The sequence below is a fragment of the Nonomuraea lactucae genome, from assembly GCF_003313395.1.
Lineage (GTDB): Bacteria > Actinomycetota > Actinomycetes > Streptosporangiales > Streptosporangiaceae > Nonomuraea > Nonomuraea lactucae.
The window spans coordinates 14879-32549 of sequence record NZ_QNFZ01000293.1; the positions used below are offsets into that span (position 1 = coordinate 14879).

Genomic DNA, 17671 nt, shown 5'->3' on the forward strand with positions numbered 1-17671 from the left:
GATGGCCAAATACCTGCTGCTGAAGCACTACCGCGGCGCCCCGGCTTCGGTCAACGACGTGCCGATGGACCAGTGGAGCCAGGAGGAGATCTCGGCGCATGTGCAGTACATGAACGACTTCGCGGCCCGGCTGGAGAAGACAGGTGAGTTCGTCGACGGTCAGGCGCTCGCCCCCGAGGGAGCGTGGGTCCGCTACGACGGTGAGGGGCGCCCGCCGGTCACCGACGGACCGTTCGCGGAGACCAAGGACCTCATCGCCGGCTGGATGATCATCGACGTCGACAGCTACGAGCGCGCCGTCGAGCTGGCCGGGGAGCTGTCGGCCGCCCCCGGGGCGGGCGGCAAGCCGATCCACGAGTGGCTGGAGGTGCGCCCGTTCCTGGCCGCGCCTCCCACCATCACGGAGTGACGTCACCGGTGGACGAGGTCCTGCTCAGGAGCCTCACGCCGAGCGTGCTCACCGTCCTCGTCCGCCGCGGAGCCGACTTCGCGGCGGCCGAGGACGCCGTGCAGGACCTTCGCGGCGGCCGAGGACGCCGTGCAGGACGCTCTGGTCGAGGCGCTCCGGGTCTGGGCGGCCGACCCGCCGCGGGATGCCAAGGGCTGGCTGGTCACCGTGGCCTGGCGCAAGTTCCTCGACGCGACCCGCGCCGACGCCGCCCGCCGCCGGCGTGAGGACCGCGTCGAGGAGGAGCCGGCGCCCGGGCCGGCGCCCGCGGTGGACGACACGCTCCAGCTCTACTTCCTGTGCGCCCACCCGTCGCTGACCCCGGCATCGGCGGTCGCGCTCACGCTGCGCGCCGTCGGCGGACTGACCACCCGCCAGATCGCCGAGGCCTACCTGGTGCCCGAGGCGACCATGGCGCAGCGCATCAGCCGGGCCAAGCGCACCGTCTCCGGCGTGCGCTTCGACCGGCCCGGCGACGTCGCCACCGTGCTGCGCGTCCTCTACCTCGTCTTCAACGAGGGCTACTCCGGCGACGTCGACCTCGCCGCCGAGGCCATCCGGCTCACCCGGCAGCTCGCGGCCCGCATCGACCACCCCGAGGTGGCCGGGCTGCTCGCCCTTATGCTGCTCCACCAAGCCCGGCGTGCCGCCCGGACCGCGTCCGACGGCAGCCTGGTGCCGCTCGCCGAGCAGGACCGCGGCCGGTGGGACACTGCGTTGATCGCCGAGGGCGTCGGGATCCTCCAGGCGGCCCTCGCCCGCGACCGGCTGGGCGAGTTCCAGGCCCAGGCCGCCATCGCGGCACTCCACGCTGACGCGCCCGCCGCCGAGGAGACCGACTGGGTGCAGATCGTCGAGTGGTACGACGAGCTCACGCGACTGACCGACAGCCCGGTCGTCCGGCTCAACCGCGCGGTCGCCGTCGGGGAGGCCGACGGACCGCGCGCCGGCCTGGCGGCGCTCGCGGCGCTGGACGCCTCACTGCCCCGCCACGCCGCGGTGGCGGCATACCTCCACGAGCGCGACGGCGACCTGGCGACGGCGGCACGGCTGTACGCCGAGGCGGCCCACAAGGCACCCAACCTCGCCGAGCGCGACCACCTGACGCGCCAGGCCGCCCGGCTCAACGCCCGCCGATGTCGCTGACGGTTCGCGCTCGGATTTTCCCGCGGCACTGGGCGTGCCCCCGTGGCCAGAGCGGTCGCCTCACAGTGAGTGGGCGGGTCAAGACCGTGACTCAATGGTGTCGCCCCGGTCGGCGGCTGGCACACCGCGACCGTCATGCGGCACCCCCTCGTACGGACGGCGGATCGTCGTGGGCTGCCGCGCTCGACCAGGCGGCGGCACGCCTTCACCCATCCGGCCACCCGGCTGCGGACCCGACCGTCGTCCCGTCGGTCCGCGTCCCCGGGCCGCAGCATCGACGGCGGTTCTCGACGACGCCGGTCGTAGCAGGTCGATGATCCACCGCGATATCGGAACGTGTGCTGGTAACTCCTGACAGCTGGGCACGCCGCCCACGTCTCCCGGAGGGGCTCATGCGTACGTCTCCGCCAGCGGTGCTGGCCGCCGTCGTCATGCTCGCCGGGTGCGCGTCCCCACCCCCGCGTGAGCTCACGCCCCCGCCGCCCACCGTCTCGACGGCATCGCCATCGCCCACACCCACCCCGACGACTCGGACGAGCGGGATCGCGCGGCTCGTGGGCACCTGGGTGGCCACCGGCACCAGCGATTTCGGCACGGCGGAGCTCGTCTATCGGTTCGCCGCCGACGGCACCTACAAGCACGCGTCGGTCGTCATGCAACCCAGGCCCGCCGGGGTGTTCAGCTTCACCGTCGCAGCCAAGGGAAGGGCCACGGTTCGGGGTGACACCCTGACCCTGCGCCCCACGTGGGGAACCAGGACGCTGAAGGATCCCGAGGACCCCTCGCGTGACTACGCGCGTCCCCTGTCGTCACTCGCCCCGGAGCGCTACCGGATGCAATGGTCCGGCACCGCTCTGATGCTGACCGGCAAGAACGGCTCCCCGCTGCACTTCGAGCGGCAGGACTGACCCGGTGGCGCGCAAGGCGAAGCGCGGCGGCGTGCCGACGACGCGCCCCCGCGCCAGCGACGCATCACGGCTCGTCAAAGGCCTGCGACGGCTCCGCCGGAACCTGGGCGATCCCGCGAACCTGCTCCAGCTCGTGATCGCCCTCCTGGTAGCGCTGCCGGTGCTCGCCGGCGCGCTGCTGTCTTCGCAGGCCTCCGATGACTGGCAGCGGGCGCTGCGCGACGACATCAAGCGCTCCGCGGCTGCCCTCGAGGACATCCGGTTCGTCTACACCGACGAGGCCAGGCCGGCCTTCCGGATCGCGATGGCCGAGGTGCGGGCGGAGGAACTGGAGCTTGAGGCCGGGAGTGCGGCGGCCCGGTTCGAGGCGGGCACCGAGGCCCAGACGGCCGCCCAGCTCCGCTTCGCCGAGCGCGGCAAGGGCACGCTCGTGGACGGCGACCGCTACCAGGCGCCCGACCACTCCTTCGACCTTCCGCGCCGCCTCGCCGACATGCGCGCCCGGCACCCCGGCCTCGTGCGTCTCGATCCCGACGCGGGCCAGCGGGCGGGCGACGAGACGAGCAGACGGGCGTTCCTGCTCTCCTGCCTGGTCTTTCCGCTGGTGGCCGGTTACCTGCTGCTGCAGGTGCGGATGGTGCGCCGCCGTACAGGACGCCGACGTTCCCAGGACGCTGGGCTGATCCCGGAGCCGATCCGGCAGGACGCGCGCCGCGTGTCCGTCAGCGTGGCGCTGCTGGCCTGGATGACGCTCACCCTGATCGCGCCGCTCCAACTGCTGGCGAACAACGGCGAGCAGCGCGAACACGCCATGGCTGCCCGCTACGCCAACCGCCTCTCGGCCACGATCGAGGCGAGCGGCATCGTGGCCTCGTTCGGGGCGGACGCCCGCAGGATGGCCAGGGACCTGGGCGTCCGGTCGGCCACCAGGCAGTACGTCCTGATCGACGCGACCGCGGCGGAGTCGGCGCAGCACTCACCGGTCGCCGCGGCCGATGAACGCACCGCCGCCCGCTCGGAACGGCTGGTGCGGACCATGGGCAGAATTCCCGGATCCGCCGACGGAGTCGACCCCGCCACTCGCGCCCTGCTCGCCGGAGACAAGCAGGACCTGGACCGCCTGTCGCGCGACCAGGCACGCCACGCGGATCTCGCGGACAGCGCCGGCACCCGCAACACGCGACTGACCGTCGCCATCCTGTTCGCGGCGTTCGCGCTGAGCCTGGCGTCGTTCGCGGGCTCCGTGCAGGTCAAGCGGCGGGAGCGGCTCTGGCGGGTGTGGTCACGCTGGATGCTGGCGATATCGGTGGTGATCACCGTGGCCGCTTACCTCGCTTAGATTACGACGCAACTTGATCAATGGCCGCTCTGGCCGCACCTCGGCTGGACCCGATCCAGCGGCGCCGTCCCCCGACCCCGTGGAGGTGCGCGCTGACCGCCCCGCTGACCCCGACCTGCCAGGTCGCTCTCATCGACACCCAGGAACGGGCGTGTCGGATCAGGTGTCGCCGCGCTCACCCCGGCCCACGCCGCGAACTCGGCGCTGATGGGCCCGGTCAGCTCATCGGGCGGCGTTTCCACTGGGCGGTCAGCTCGGTCAGGCTGCCGCATCCCGTCTTCTCGAGGACGCATGTGAGGTGCTTGTCGACCGTGCTCTCGCTGACGTTCAGCCGCCGCGCGATCTGCTTGTGGTCTTCCCCGAGCACCACCAGTTCGGCCACGTCGCGCTCACCTGAGCTGAGGTCCCGCCCGAAGGCTGGCGGCACGAGGTTCGTGTCGAAGTATGGGCTCAGCAAGGGGCCCAGCGTAGCCGCCATCAGCAGGTCGCCCGGCTCGATGGCGCGCCTGTCACCGTCGAACGGCACCCCCAGTGTGCTGACCGCGCCCGTGGCCCGGGACCTGACGACGACCTTCAGCATGTCGTCGATGCCGTTGCGGTGCAGGAATTTGTCGGCGAAGTCCCGCTCCGGATCGGTCGCCCGCAGGCGGAGCCGTCCGAGGGTCGCCACACCGTGGCGGCTCAGGCAGGCGACCCCGCCGCGCGAGGCGAACGGATTGTTCCAGCGCCAGCGCTCGACGTATTCCTCCACGAAGTCCGGCCGGAACATGGTGAGGTACTGCTCGTCGCCATCGGTTCCCAGCGCCAGATACGCTGGGTTCTCGGCCACGAACGCGTCGATCCACCCGAGATGGACGGCCAGGGCCTCGACGAGCACCGGATAGAGCTCCCCCTCCCGAGCCCCCGCCACTTGCTCCAGCACGTTGATGAGTTTTCGGTATTCCAGCTGTTCCACTGATCCGCCATCGCACTCGTTCATCGCTTCGGAGGGCAGCCAGCAAGGTGGGCTGCGGCGTCTCAAGGATTCCGTAACGGGCGACCGTTCATCCATTACTTGACCAAGGAATCCACTTCAAAGTCCCATGTCCCAGGGCACTTCCCGGTCGCGGGTTATGGCAGATCCGGCAAATGCCTCAATCGGCGGCCACGCTATCTGCCGGTGCGGTATCCGTCGTGATCGCGGCTCTCTGGGCCGCCGACGACGCGCTGCGCGACTACTTCGCCGAGCGTCGCCGGCGCTGGCCGCACACCGCCAACCCGCGCGTCCTGATCTCCCGCCCCATCGCCGCCGGAATCGAGCGGCGGGGTGCGGGCAGCAGCGCTGCTTGGCCAGGACCGGCACGGACACGGGCATGCCAAGCTCAAGGCATGGCCGCTGAGGACCGCACACGTTGTCGCGCCTGCTGCAGAAACCTCGCCATCGGCAGCTTCCCGGACGGCGGCTTGGGCCGCTGCCACCCCAGCCGGTCGGCGATCGCGCGCCGACTTTCCCACGCACGGTAGAAGCGCGCCGCGATGGCCCCCAGCGGCCCGTTGGAGTAGTTCTCCTGGAACACCGTCACCCCGTCTGTGCCGCCGACGGCGAAGGTCAGCCGGTGGGGACGCAGCTCGACACCGTTGACCCCACAGGCTTCGAACCCGAGCGCGAGTTCCAAGGCCAGCGTGCACTGCAACCACCAACTGCGGTCAGGGTTCAGCGAGCATCCCAGGGACCAGGCGGTGATCTCCACCAGGTCTCCCCCCACCACGTCAACCTGATGCCGATACCGGGCAGCCTCGGAGGACGACGTTCTTCCAGCTCACGGCCCGTCCGGACAGCGCTGATGCGTGGCACCACCAGGTTCGTGGTGATGGCGCGGACGCTGGTCTGGTGTTCGCGTGCCGCTTCGTCCCGATACCGCTGGTTGAGGGGGTGGCCGACGCTCAGGACGCTTGGCTGAGTCGCATCGACTGACGAAGAGCCGCCGGTCGTAGAGGCGCGGGTGATGGCTGCCGCGCCTCTCGATCGCGCGCAGAAGTGCGGCCCCTCGCCCGGCAGGAGGGCGAGGGGCCGTGCGGAGGGTGGCTAGTTCAGGCCGTTGCTGATCGCGGAGATCAGCTCGCCGTTGGCCGTGTCACCGCTGGTCTCCCAGAAGAAGGCGCCGGCCAGCCCCTGCTTGTTGGCGTAGGACATCTTCCCGGCGATGGTGGCGGGGGTGTCGTAGCCCCACCACTGCCCGTTGCAGAACGCGTAGGCGGTGCCGCCGACGGTCCCGGTCACCGGGCACTTGGACTTGAGGACCTTGTAGTCCTCGATGCCCGGTTCGTACGTGCCGGGCGCCGGGCCGGTCGCCTTGCCGCCCGGCTCCTTCTGGGTGACGCCGGTCCAGCCACGGCCGTAGAAGCCGATGCCGAGCAGCAGCTTGTTCGACGGGATGCCGATGCCCTTGAGCTTCTGGATGGCCTTGTCCCCGTAGAAGCCCGCCTGCGGGATACCGGGGTAGGAGGTCAGCGGCGCGTTCGGCGCGGTCGGGCCTTCCTTGGCCCAGGCGCCGAAGTAGTCGTAGGTCATCGGCATGTAGAAGTCGAGGTACCGCGCGGCCCCCGCGTAGTCCGCGGCGTCGATCTTGCCGCCGTCGGTGCCGTCGGCCGTGATGGCGGCGGTGATCAGGCTTTTGGCGCCGAACTGGGCGCGCAGCGCCTGGATCATGTTCTTGAACGCGGCCTTGCCGCTGGTGTCGCACGTCTCGCCGCAGGCGTTCGGGTACTCCCAGTCGATGTCGATGCCGTCGAACACGTCGGCCCAGCGCTTGTCCTCGACCACGTCATGGCAGGACTGGGCGAAGGCCGCGGGGTTCTTGGCAGCCTCGGTGAAGCCCTTGGAGTAGGTCCAGCCGCCGAAGGAGAAGATCACTTTGAGACCCGGGTACTTGGCCTTGAGCTTGCGCAGCTGGTTGAAGTTGCCGCGCAGTGCGCCCGCGTCCCAGGTGTCGGCCTTGCCGTCGACGCTGTCGGCGGCGCTGTAGGCCCTGTCGTAGTCGGCGTAGGTGTCGGAGAGAGCGCACTTGCCGCCCGTGACGTTGCCGAAGGCGTACAGGATGTGGGTGAGCTTGCCCGCCGAGCCGTTGGTGACCAGGTTCTTGACGTGGAAGTCGCGCTTGTAGGTGCCCCAGTTCGTGAAGTATCCGACGACCTTCTTGCCGCCCGGCCCGGACGTCGGGGTGTCCGTGGGAGTGGGCGTCGGAGTCGGAGTCGGCGTCGGCGTCGGCGTCGGCGTCTTGGTGGCGGTCGGCGAAGGAGTGGGGGTCTTGGGCGGGGTGTCGTCCGAGCCGCCCGCGCACGGGGCGCCGTTGATCGTGCAGTTCTTCACCGAGGTGATCCCGCCCGGCGAGCCGACCAGCCCGAAGCTCGTGTCGGCCCCGGCGGCCAGCGCCGAGTTCCACGACTTGCCGGTGAACGTGTAATGGTCACCGTCCTTGGTCATCTCGGCGTCCCACGCCGAGGTGATCTTCCCGGTGGGGAGGTCGAACTCGACCGTCCATTTGTCAAGCGCGCTCGACCCCGCCTTCACGGTGACGGTGGCCTGGAATCCGGAGCCCCAGTCAGCGGTGGACTTGAAAGTCGCGGTGGCAGGGGCGGCGGCGGCCTCGGCCGTGCCGTACCCGACCATCAGCGCGGCGATCGAGCCGACGATGAGAAGTCGTTTCAAGGGATGCCTCTCCAAATCTAGCCTTGCCCCCGGCAATAGGAAAGTTTCCTATTAATGGATCGGGAGCGTAGGCACGCCGGAGAGGCAGGTCAACGGGGTCCAGGCCCCGTTAAGGCGCGCTTGAGTCTCCCTTAAGCAGCCGCACCGCGCCGAGCGGCCGGCCGCCCGTGGCGAGGGAGACCAGCCGCAGTAGGCGTCTTGGTTCAGCGGTCCACGTGCAGCTGGCCGAACTCGATCTGCGGGGTGCCGCCGTCGAAGTTGCGGTCCACCTCGGCCCGCTCGGCCGCGTTCGGGTTCGGGTTCGTGCAGCTCACCCCGGCGCTGGAGCCGGACATCAGGTCGGAGCAGCGGCCGGTGCGCCGGTCGGGCAGTCCCAAGATGTGGCCGATCTCGTGGGCGGCGATGCGCACCGGGTGATGGCCCTGGGAGGTGGCTTGCCTGCCCATCCAGATGGTGCCGCGGCCGAGGCTGGTGGGCTGGGCGCGGGGCCAGCCGTTGTCGGCCAGGACGACGAAGTGGGCGGGGGTGCCGGCGACGAGGCGGACGTTCGTGACACTGGAGTTCCAGATCTGCGCGGCCTGGTCCACCGCGCCGCGGAACTCGGCCGCCCGACTGGCGTCGTACCGGAGGACCCTGACCAGGGACGCGGCCTGCGCGGGCGAGGTGGCCAGCAGGAAGGCGAGGGTGAGGACGAGAGAGAGCGCGAGACGTAAGGGGTTGGGCATCGTGTCTCCTCGGACAATGGGGGGTGCTGTCACAGTAGGCGTGACAGGGCTGTCTGGGGACAAGTCAGGTTCCACCTATCACGGTGGTATGGATCAGCCGCGGCTGGTGCGTCCGATGAGTTTCGCCGCTCCCGCCGGTCTGTATCGGCGAGCATCGACGAAGGAGTGACAGATGACCGAGCCGAAGACCCGCATCCTCGACGTTCCAGGCGCTGCCCTGCGCTACGACGTGCGGGAGGCCGCGGCGGGCACCGCCCCGATCCTGCTGATGATCGGGTCGCCGATGGACGCCAGTGGCTTCACCAGCCTGGCCGGGCACTTCCCGGACCGGACGGTGGTGACCTACGACCCGCGCGGGATCGGGCGGAGCGAGCGGATCGCCGGCGCCGGCGAGGCCACGCCCGAACAGCACGCGGACGACCTGCACCGGCTGATCTCCACGCTGGGCGGCGAGCCGGTGGACATCTTCGCCAGCAGCGGCGGGGCCGTCAACGGGCTGGTGCTGGTGGCCCGGCACCCGGAGCAGGTGCGTACGCTCGTGGCGCACGAGCCGCCGGCCGCCCAGGCCCTGCCCGATCGCGAGCAGGCGCTGGCGGCGGTGGTGGACATCCGCCGGACGTACGAGCGGGACGGCTTCGGCCCGGCGATGGTGAAGTTCTTCGCGGTCACGAGCCTGCGGGGCGAGGTTCCGGCCGACTTCGCCGATCAGCCCGTACAGAGTCCGGCCGAGATGGGGCTACCGACGGAGGACGACGGCTCCCGTGACGACCCGTTGTTCGGGCAGAACCTCATCACGTGTACGCACTACGAGCACGACTTCGACGCGTTGCGCGCGGCGTCGACCCGCGTCGTCGTCGGCGTGGGAGCCGAGTCGGAGGGCGAGATGGCCCACCGCGGGGGCCTGGCCGTCGCCGAACGGCTCGGCACGACGGCCGTGACCTTCCCCAGCCACCACGGCGGGTTCATGGGTGGCGAGTTCGGCATGCGGGGCGACCCTGACGCCTTCGCGGTCACGCTACGCCAGGTCCTCACCGAGGCCCAGGACTGAGGCCGACGCGGCTCGGAGGTGGGGTGCAGCGGGCACGGGGATCTTGTGCTTCGCTCGGGACTGGTCAATAGTTGAGCAATAGCGGTCAGATTCGGTCGGAACTGGCGATCGGATCTGAATGAGCCGGGTGTAGCCCGGTCGCCCTCCCCCCGAGCGCACTTGAGGTGACCATGAGACGCACGGCTGCGGCGCTCTCGATGCTCGCGGCGCTGGTCGCGCCGACCGCGCTGATCCCCGAGCCGGCCGGTGCCGCGCCGAAGGCGCCCCTCCAGGTGTATCCGGAGGTCGGCAAGGGCACCGCCTTCCTGGACCACCGGGCGATGCTGTCCGGCTACGCCGAGCCGGAGTGGTACGAGGCCAACGTCCCGTTCCTGGAGGTGCCCGACCGGGAGATCCAGGACGTCTACTACTACCGCTGGAGCACCTACAAGCGGCACATCCGCTACACCGACTCCGCCACCGGTCACGTCATCACGGAGTTCCACCACGCCCCCGGCTACGCCGCGCCGCTCGGCGGCATCGTCGCCGCCGCGGGCCAGCACGTGTACGAGGGCCGCTGGCTGCGCGACCGCCGCCCGGTCGACGACTACCTCACCTACTGGCTGCGGGGGCCCGGCGCCGGGCCCAAGCCGAAGGAGGACTTCGTCAACAAGGACACGGACGACTGGGCGCACCAGTACTCCTGGTGGGCGGCCGACGCCGCCTACCAGCGCGACCTGGTCACCGGCGACTCGGGCCTCGTCGAGGACCTGCTGCCCGACCTGGTCCGCCAGTACGACAAGTGGGGCGGCCAGTACGACGACGACCTGGGCCTCTACTGGTCGGTGCCGGTGTGGGACGCGATGGAGTTCACCGCCTCCTCGTACGAGACCGACCCGGCCGACCCCTACCACGGGGGCGCCGGCTACCGGCCCACGCTGAACGCCTACCAGTACGGCGACGCCAAGGCCATCGCCGCCATCGCCAGGATGCGCGGTGACGGGGCGCTGGCCAGGGCGTTCGAGAGGCGGGCCGGCTCGCTGCGCGACGCGCTGCACCGCCACCTGTGGGACCCCGAGCGGTCGTTCTTCTACCACAAGGCCCGTGCCGACCTGGACCCTCAGCGGCGGCTGGTCTCGGCCAGGGAGCAGATCGGGTTCGTGCCGTGGGCGTTCGGCATGGCCAGGCCTGGCACCGAGCGGGCGTGGGCGCAGCTGCTGGACCCGCGGGGCTTCGCCGCGCCGTACGGGCCGACGACGGCCGAGCGGCGCAGCCCGCTGTTCATGAAGGACGCGCTGCGCGGCTGCTGCCGCTGGAACGGGCCGAGCTGGCCGTACTCCACCTCGACCACGCTCACCGCGATGGCGAACCTGCTCAACGACCGCGACCAGGACGCGGTCACCGCCGGCGACTACTACCGGGTGCTGCGCGGTTACGCGCTCACCCAGTACAAGGACGGCCGGCCGTACGTCGCCGAGGCGCACCACCCCGACGAGCCGCGCTGGATCTACGACAGCCGGGGGCACAGCGAGCACTACAACCACTCGACCTTCAACGACCTGGTCATCAGCGGCCTGATCGGGCTCCGCCCGCGGGCGGACGGCAAGGTCGTGGTGAACCCGCTGGTCCCCGCAGGGTGGGGCCACTTCGCGCTGGAGAACGTGCCCTACCACGGGCACAACGTGACGGTCCTGTGGGACCGCGACGGCACCAGGTACGGCCAGGGCGCGGGCCTGCGCGTCTACGTGGACGGCGAGGTCGCCGCCGTGCGGCCCGGACTCGGCGAGCTGACTGCCCGGGTGCCGGCGGCCGTCGCGCCGGACCGCTCCTCGCGGCCGAGCAACGACGCCGCGAACCCGTACCGCACCGGCCATCCCAAGCCGTTCGCGTCGTACACCTTCGGCATCGACGACGTGTGGGACGTCGTGGACGGGCGGATCTACTACGACGACATCCCGCACAGCCGCTGGACCAACTACCGCTCCCCGAACGCCGAGGACCATCTCGGCGTGGACTTCGGCGTCCCCACCCAGGTGAGCGACGTGCGGTTCCTCGCCTACGACGACGGCGGCGGAGTGCGGGCGCCGGCGGCGTACCGGCTGGAATTCTGGGACGGCGCGGCGTGGCGTGAGGTGCCGGGCCAGGCGCGTACCCCGGAGCGGCCCGCCGGCGCGGCGCTGAACCGGATCACGTTCCCGGCCCTGACCACGACCCGGATCCGGCTGGTGTTCGGCAACCCGCCCGGCGCGTACGTCGGCGTCACCGAACTGCAGGCGTGGTCGCCCGCGGCGGCCGACACCAGGCTGGACCTGGCCGTCGACCAGAAGGCACGTCCCGCCGAGGTGACGGCCACCTTCGCCAACCGCGCGCGCAGGGCGGCCACCGGGGTCACGATGGCGCTGGCCGTGCCGCCCGGCTGGTCCGCCGAGCCGCTCGGGAGCGCGCGGACGCCCGTGGTGCGTCCCGGTGGCACGTTCGCGGTCCGCTGGCGGGTGACACCGCCGACCGGCGACTCGCCGCGGCCCGGCGCCCACCCGGTGCGCGCCTTCGCGACCTACGACCGTTCGGGGCGGGCCGTGAGCACGTACGGGCAGGTCGAGGTGGCGCTCGACCCGGCAGCGTACGCGAAGGTGGAGGCCGAGGACAGGTTCGCGGTGGACACCTCGGCGAGGTACGCCGTGCACCAGCCGGAAGGCGGCGAGGCGAAGCCGTCGATCGCGGCCGGCGACGGCCGGTACGCGGGCAGCGGCGCGCAGCCGTTCTTCGGAATGGTCGCCGGACCGCTGGGACCGTCGTCGGCCGACGCGATCAGTGTGGTCACCGCCGGGGAGTTCGCGGGCACCGGCGCCCCGGAGGACAGCGTGTTCGTCGGCTGGGTCAAGGACAAGGACAACTACGTGACCGCCTGGTACAACAACACCCGCAAGCAGTCGGGCATCAACGTGCGGGTCGGCGGCCGGTTCCTGGACACCCCCGGTGACGCGGCGGTGACGCTCAAGCCGGGCGACCGGTTCGCGCTGGTGCTGTCGGGCGACGCCATCACCTCCTTCGCCCACACGGCCGGGCAGTGGCGACGCCTCCGCACAGCCGGCATCGGCGACACGCTGGCCACGCCGCGGGCTCGTGAGGGCTTCCGCTACGGCTTCGGTCTGCGCGGCACCTCCGGCACGATCGCGATCGCGGGACTGGAGGGCCGGGCCGGCTAGGCGCGCTCCGTCAATGACGTCAGCCCGCGTTCCCAGCGGACGAGGACGTGCTCGGCCCACAGGCGTTCCAGTCGCAGGGCGCAGGCCGCGCCGTACAGGACGTCTCCGGCCAGCGGCGGGTGTGCTGCGGCGAAGCTCTGGCACAGGTCGTGGGAGGCGATCTGCTCGTGTACGGCGTCGGCTTGCACGTGCTCGTCGTAGAAGCGGGCGGCGGTGTCGTCGCCGCCGAGCCTGCGCAGGCCGGTGGCGTAGTGGCGGTTGGGCAGGGAGGAGGTCATCTCCAGCGCGGCGAGGTGCCCGATCAGGGCGCCGCGCAGTCGCCGGTGCAGGCCGAACAGGGACATCGCGTTGGAGATGGCCAGCGTGATGCCCGGCACGCGGTCGAGGTAGGCGCCGTAGGAGTCGTCCAGGCCGAGGCCGCGCATGGTGGCGCGGAACAGCTCGGAGTGCATGCGCTCGGGGCGGCCGCCGCCGTACTCGTCGGCCTGGATCTCCACCAGCGCCGCCTTCGGCCTGCCCCGCAGCCGGGGGATCGCCCAGCTGTGCGGGTCGGCCTCCTTGAGGTGATAGATCGACCGGTGCACGACGAACTCGCGGAACTGCTGGAGGTCGGCCCGGCGGGCCAGGAAAGTGGATACGGAGGGGCCGTCGTCGGCGGTCAGCTCGTTGAGCGTGCGCCGCACCTCGTCCGGGCCTTCGAGCGGCGGTCGGGGCACGGCCAGCGCGAGCGTCTCCTCGAACCGACGCTCCAGGACCTCCCGCGCGGCCAGCAGCGACGGCGCCCACTCCCAGCGCTCGTCCACGTCGTCAAAGCCCTGGTAGTGCAACTCGTAGCAGGCGAACAGGGCGAGCTGGAAATCGTCATCGCCCAGATCGACACCGGTGACGTCCAGCGAAATCGGGCTCTCGTCCGGCGGACGGGCCAGGCGTTCGAAGAGCGTCGCGGTGACGGGCCCGCATGGAGCGGGGAGCCTCATCGCAGGCTCCCGTCCAGTGGCGCCGCAGCCTTCCCCTATGGCATCAACCGCTGTCACGAGTCCCCCTTCTCGTCCTTCGCCAGTGCCCCCAGCCTGACGCGTCAAACCGGCCCACCGCGGAGCGCCACCGGTCGGGAACGGGCCTTGGCCAGGGCTTTCTCAAGCTCTTTCTCGCAGTGGACCGCGGGCCATCGGCTGGGGAGGCGGGCGCTGCCTCTGCCGCAGGTGTTCCACTGTTCCGGCCGGGAAGAGGGGTGGGATGTGGCATCAGGGAGATGACGTGGTGACGGTTACGCCTTGTGAGGACGGGCCTCTGCTGATCCGCGGGCCGTTCGAGCTGGTGACCGAGGGGGGTGTGCCGATTCCCGCAGGGCGGGCGACGGTCGCGCTGTGCCGGTGTGGACGGTCGGCGGTCAAGCCGTTCTGCGACGGCTCCCACAAGGTGGCCGGCTTCCGGGCGGCCAGCGAGCCTGAGGCTCCGGCCTGACGCAGCCACCGTACGGAGTGAGCCGCCCGGCGAAGCCTGCGCCCGGCGTACGGCACGCCGCCGCACAGGGCCGCCCCGAGCGCGAGCCAGCTGCACGTCGCCCGCTCCAGGATCCAGGCGGGGGCGAACAGCGCCGACGTGCCGGGAAAGACGCACCGGCCCCTCGCCTTGCGTCGCCCCACCTCCGCCAGCCCCACGGCCAGTGCGGCACCGGCTGCCGGCAGGACGTACCGGCGGCGCAGCACGCAGACGGTCAGCGCCGGCAACACGGACAGGAACAGCGCCATGCGGCCGGGCTGTGCCAGATCGTCGTAGGCTTGCCTGACACGCTGGTTCCAGAAGCGGGCGGCGTCGGGCGGCAGCCGCCGGACATAGAGATCCAGCGGGCGCAGCTCCCGGCCGCCGTGCGCGCGGACTGTGCGGATCAGTTCGAGATTCTCGAACAGCACATCACCGTCATATCCGCCCATCCGCTCGAAGAACGAGCGGCGAACGCCGAACGTGCCGGGGTAGTCGGCGCCGAGAGCGCGGTTGAGCAGGGTGCGGGCGGTGTCCCAGCGGGCGTGCCAGGGCAGTCGTGCGAAGTAGTTCTGGGGCCGCACCAGCTCGGCTTCGGCCAGGAGGACCTTCATCCTGGCAAGGGCACGCTCGTCATAGCGGACGTCGTCATCGGCGATGACCACGCGCTCGGCACGCGCCAACCGCATGCCGGTCAGTACGCCACCGACCTTGCCGTTGGCGCAACGGAGATCGGCGGCCGGACGGACATGCGTCACCAGGCCATGCCAGGCGACGGCGTGGCGCTCGAACAGCCACGGGGGAGAACCGTCGATGACGATGACCCGTACGTGGCGGCGCAGAACGCGCAGGTAGGCGGTCAGCTCTTCCAGGCCGGAGTCGTTCTCCCAGCGCAGGGGGAGCACGTAATCCATCATGGTGCCTCCCTCGCGTTCGCCCGCCGGAGGCCCACATGACCACGCCCACCTGGGCGTTCACCCCTCATAGCGATCACACCGTACCCGGACGGGCCAGCACGAAACGGGACGCCGTTGGCGTGAACCGCGCGCCGTTGGGGGCGTCGCCTGATGCCACGGTCGTGGTCAATGCCGCGGTATGCGCGTCCCGGGGATGTGGCAGTATCCCGCGAGTGCGGAACGTTCGGGTAGGTGAGGGTGCGTTGCTCGTGGCGGGGACCACGTCCGACGCGGGCAAGAGCGTGGTGACGGCCGGGATCTGCCGGTGGCTGGCCCGGCAGGGCGTCCGCGTGGCGCCGTTCAAGGCGCAGAACATGTCGCTCAACTCGTACGTCACGGCCGACGGCGCGGAGATCGGCCGGGCGCAGGCGATGCAGGCGCGGGCGGCGGGCCTGGAGCCGGTCGCCGACATGAACCCCATCCTGCTCAAGCCCGGCAGCGACCGCCGCAGCCAGGTGGTGCTGCTCGGCAGGCCGGTCGCCGACGTCGACGCGATGGAGTACGGCGGGCTCAGGGGGTTCCTGCGCGACGCGGCGCTGGAGTCGCTCGGCAGGCTGAGGAGCGCGTACGACGTGGTGATCTGCGAGGGGGCGGGCAGCCCGGCGGAGATCAACCTGCGGCGGGGCGACATCGCCAACATGGGGTTGGCCAGGGCCGCGAACCTGCCGGTCGTCGTGGTGGGCGACATCGACAGGGGAGGGGTGTTCGCGGCGTTCTACGGCACGGTGGGGCTGCTGGACCACGCCGACCAATCGCTTATTTCGGGATTTGTGGTGAACAAGTTCCGGGGCGCACGGGAGCTCCTCGAACCGGGGCTCGACATGCTGCGCGCGGTGACGGGCCGCGAGGTCTACGGGGTGCTGCCCTGGCTGGACGGGCTCTGGCTGGACGTCGAGGACTCCCTGGCCCTGGACGGCCGCCCGGTCGCCGTGGGGGAGCCGCACGGCAGGCGGACGCTGCGCGTGGCCGTGGTGCGGCTGCCGCGGATCTCCAACTTCACCGACCTCGACGCGCTGGCGGCCGAGCCGGGGGTGGCGGTGCGGTTCGTGACGGGGCCGGGCGAGCTGGACGACGCCGATCTGGTCGTGCTGCCGGGCTCGCGGGCCACGGTCGACGACCTCGCCTGGCTCCGGCGTACCGGCCTGGCCGGGGCGCTGGCCGCGCGCGAGGGGCCGATCCTCGGGATCTGCGGCGGCTTCCAGATGCTCGGCCGGGAGATCCTCGACGAGGTCGAGTCGGGCGCGGGACGGGTCGACGGGCTCGGGCTGCTGCCGGTGCGCGTGGAGTTCGCGGCGGAGAAGACGCTCGCGCGGCCGGTCGGCCACGCCTACGGGCATCCGGTCAGCGCGTACGAGATCCACCACGGCGTAGCGACGGTCGAGGGCGGCGAGGCGTTCCTGGACGGCTGCCGCGTCGCGAACGTCTGGGGCACCACCTGGCACGGCGCCCTGGAGAACGACGCCTTCCGCCGGGCCTTCCTGTCCGACGTGGCCGAGCGGGCGGGGCGGGCGTTCGTTCCCGCGCCGGGCACGGACTTCGCCCGGCTGCGGGAGCAGCGCCTCGACGCCCTCGGCGACCTGGTCGAGCGGCACCTCGACACGGCCGCGCTGCTGCGGCTCATCGAGCACGGCCCGCCGCCCGTCCCCACCCTGCCGCCGGGCGCGCCGCCGGCCCCCTATCGCCCGGACTGACCTCACGCGATCCAGGCGATCGGCGGGGTCAGCCGGTTCCGGCCAAGCGATGGGCGCTGATCCAGGCGTCGATGCGCTGCCACTGGTCGTACAGCCAACGGATCCGCGCCTCCCGGTCCCGTGGGATCCGTTCCGCGGACACCCGCCACCACTGCGCGGTGATGTGCGCGGTGAACGGCAGCCTCCGCCACACGTCGCTGATCGTGGCCAGGTCGTCGAGGCCGGTGTGCGCCACGAAGACGACGTCCGCCGACGGGCACGCCTCGATGGCGGCGATGGCGCCGCCCGGCCTCGGCGGCAGCAGGTGGTCCATGTCACGCGCCCGCGCCGCCTCCTCGGCCAGGCCCTTCTCCTCCAGCCGCCGGATCGCCAGTCGCCGGCGGCGGGGCGTGAAGTTCCCGCCCTCGGGGAAGATCACCAACGCGTCGAGCTCGTCCATGGTCGAGGCCAGCCGCCGGATCTCCTGGATGATCCCGTTCTTCCCCGGCCCGCGGGGGACGAAGGCGTTCGGCAGCCGGTTGATCACCACGTCGAGGGAGGGGTCGAGCTGCAGCGCCGCCTTCATCACGATCCGCGGCCGCCTGCCGTACACCGCCAGAAGGTGATGAATCAGCAAGAAGGAGTCGCCGGGGCCGGCGTGCCGCGACAGCACGATCACCGGGCGGGTCTGCCGCGCGGCCCGCTCCGCCGGCGTGAGCGGCGGCTCCTGGATGTCCACGGTCAGCCGGAAGATCCGCACCGCCGCCGCGTACACCTCGGACAGGAACCATCTGATCAGCCCGTAGTGCCGTTCCACATGCCTGTCACGGCCGAACGCGCCGGTCACCCAGAGCCACAGGCACGCGATCAGCACCGCCGACTCAAGCGTCAGCCAGGCGGCCCCGAACCACACGAACCTCAGCCCCCTGCGCTGAGGCGGGGGCAGCCGCAACGAGGTCGCGGCCGTCACCGCGAGCCACAGCGGCAGTGTGACGATCACGAACACGGTCACGACCACGACCAGGGGGGCGAGGACAAGGCGCCGCAGAATGCGCGGTGGAAGCACGTCGGCCTCC

The 17671-nt window shown here is 71.4% G+C and carries 14 protein-coding genes and 1 pseudogene; 9 read left to right on the plus strand and 6 right to left on the minus strand.

All coding sequences use genetic code 11. The features are described from left to right. Position 1 precedes the first annotated feature (1 nt). The 4 genes and pseudogenes from DQW85_RS21090 (at position 2) to DQW85_RS21105 (ending at position 3841) form a co-directional block, all read left to right on the plus strand. Positions 2-409: a YciI family protein gene (locus tag DQW85_RS21090; RefSeq protein WP_113702018.1), complete on the plus strand. Its 408-nt coding sequence runs from the start codon at positions 2-4 to the stop codon at positions 407-409. An 8-nt stretch (positions 410-417) separates the two neighbouring features. Next, positions 418-1594: pseudogene (locus DQW85_RS21095) on the plus strand (RNA polymerase sigma factor). A 392-nt stretch (positions 1595-1986) separates the two neighbouring features. After that, positions 1987-2502 (plus strand): hypothetical protein, encoded by a 516-nt coding sequence (locus tag DQW85_RS21100; protein WP_162795169.1) that lies wholly within the window; start codon positions 1987-1989, stop codon positions 2500-2502. A 4-nt stretch (positions 2503-2506) separates the two neighbouring features. Further along, positions 2507-3841: a hypothetical protein gene (locus DQW85_RS21105; protein WP_113702020.1), complete on the plus strand. Its 1335-nt coding sequence runs from the start codon at positions 2507-2509 to the stop codon at positions 3839-3841. Between the two features lie 217 nt (positions 3842-4058). On the opposite strand, the gene DQW85_RS21110 is transcribed toward DQW85_RS21105, so the two are convergent. The 4 genes from DQW85_RS21110 to DQW85_RS21125 form a co-directional block, all read right to left on the minus strand. Beyond that, a complete protein-coding gene (locus DQW85_RS21110; RefSeq protein ID WP_113702021.1) occupies positions 4059-4892 on the minus strand; it encodes a helix-turn-helix transcriptional regulator in 834 nt (277 codons plus the stop codon). Between the two features lie 310 nt (positions 4893-5202). Further along, positions 5203-5571, minus strand: coding sequence for a hypothetical protein (locus tag DQW85_RS21115; protein ID WP_113702022.1), 369 nt, complete (start codon positions 5569-5571; stop codon positions 5203-5205). 335 nt (positions 5572-5906) lie between these two features. After that, entirely contained in the window at positions 5907-7529 is a 1623-nt protein-coding gene (locus DQW85_RS21120; protein WP_275888226.1) for a glycosyl hydrolase family 18 protein, read from the minus strand. 203 nt (positions 7530-7732) lie between these two features. Next, positions 7733-8254 carry a snapalysin family zinc-dependent metalloprotease gene (locus DQW85_RS21125; RefSeq protein ID WP_113702023.1) on the minus strand — a complete coding sequence of 174 codons (522 nt, stop codon included), beginning with the start codon at positions 8252-8254 and terminating at the stop codon, positions 7733-7735. 172 nt (positions 8255-8426) lie between these two features. On the opposite strand from DQW85_RS21125, the gene DQW85_RS21130 reads away from it, so the two are divergent. Both DQW85_RS21130 and DQW85_RS21135 read left to right on the plus strand, forming a co-directional pair. Next, complete coding sequence (locus DQW85_RS21130; protein ID WP_113702024.1) at positions 8427-9302, plus strand: alpha/beta fold hydrolase; 876 nt, start codon at positions 8427-8429, stop codon at positions 9300-9302. A 170-nt stretch (positions 9303-9472) separates the two neighbouring features. Further along, positions 9473-12487 carry an MGH1-like glycoside hydrolase domain-containing protein gene (locus DQW85_RS21135; RefSeq protein ID WP_113702025.1) on the plus strand — a complete coding sequence of 1005 codons (3015 nt, stop codon included), beginning with the start codon at positions 9473-9475 and terminating at the stop codon, positions 12485-12487. On the opposite strand, the gene DQW85_RS21140 is transcribed toward DQW85_RS21135, so the two are convergent. Beyond that, positions 12484-13464, minus strand: coding sequence for an iron-containing redox enzyme family protein (locus tag DQW85_RS21140; RefSeq protein ID WP_113702026.1), 981 nt, complete (start codon positions 13462-13464; stop codon positions 12484-12486). The genes DQW85_RS21135 and DQW85_RS21140 overlap by 4 nt on opposite strands. A gap of 259 nt (positions 13465-13723) precedes the next feature. On the opposite strand from DQW85_RS21140, the gene DQW85_RS48255 reads away from it, so the two are divergent. The 3 genes from DQW85_RS48255 to DQW85_RS21155 all read left to right on the plus strand — a co-directional run bounded on the left by DQW85_RS48255 (position 13724) and on the right by DQW85_RS21155 (position 16616). Beyond that, the gene (locus DQW85_RS48255) at positions 13724-13951 is read left to right on the plus strand and encodes a CDGSH iron-sulfur domain-containing protein (RefSeq protein ID WP_113702027.1); all 228 of its coding nucleotides are present in this window, start codon (positions 13724-13726) and stop codon (positions 13949-13951) included. 317 nt (positions 13952-14268) lie between these two features. Beyond that, entirely contained in the window at positions 14269-14925 is a 657-nt protein-coding gene (locus tag DQW85_RS48260) for a hypothetical protein (protein ID WP_205315280.1), read from the plus strand. Between the two features lie 209 nt (positions 14926-15134). Beyond that, positions 15135-16616, plus strand: a complete 1482-nt coding sequence (locus DQW85_RS21155; RefSeq protein ID WP_240197325.1) for a cobyric acid synthase — start codon at positions 15135-15137, stop codon at positions 16614-16616. A 28-nt stretch (positions 16617-16644) separates the two neighbouring features. Here DQW85_RS21155 and DQW85_RS21160 read toward each other — a convergent pair whose 3' ends face one another. Continuing rightward, positions 16645-17661 carry a 1-acyl-sn-glycerol-3-phosphate acyltransferase gene (locus DQW85_RS21160; RefSeq protein ID WP_113702029.1) on the minus strand — a complete coding sequence of 339 codons (1017 nt, stop codon included), beginning with the start codon at positions 17659-17661 and terminating at the stop codon, positions 16645-16647. Positions 17662-17671: the final 10 nt, after the last annotated feature.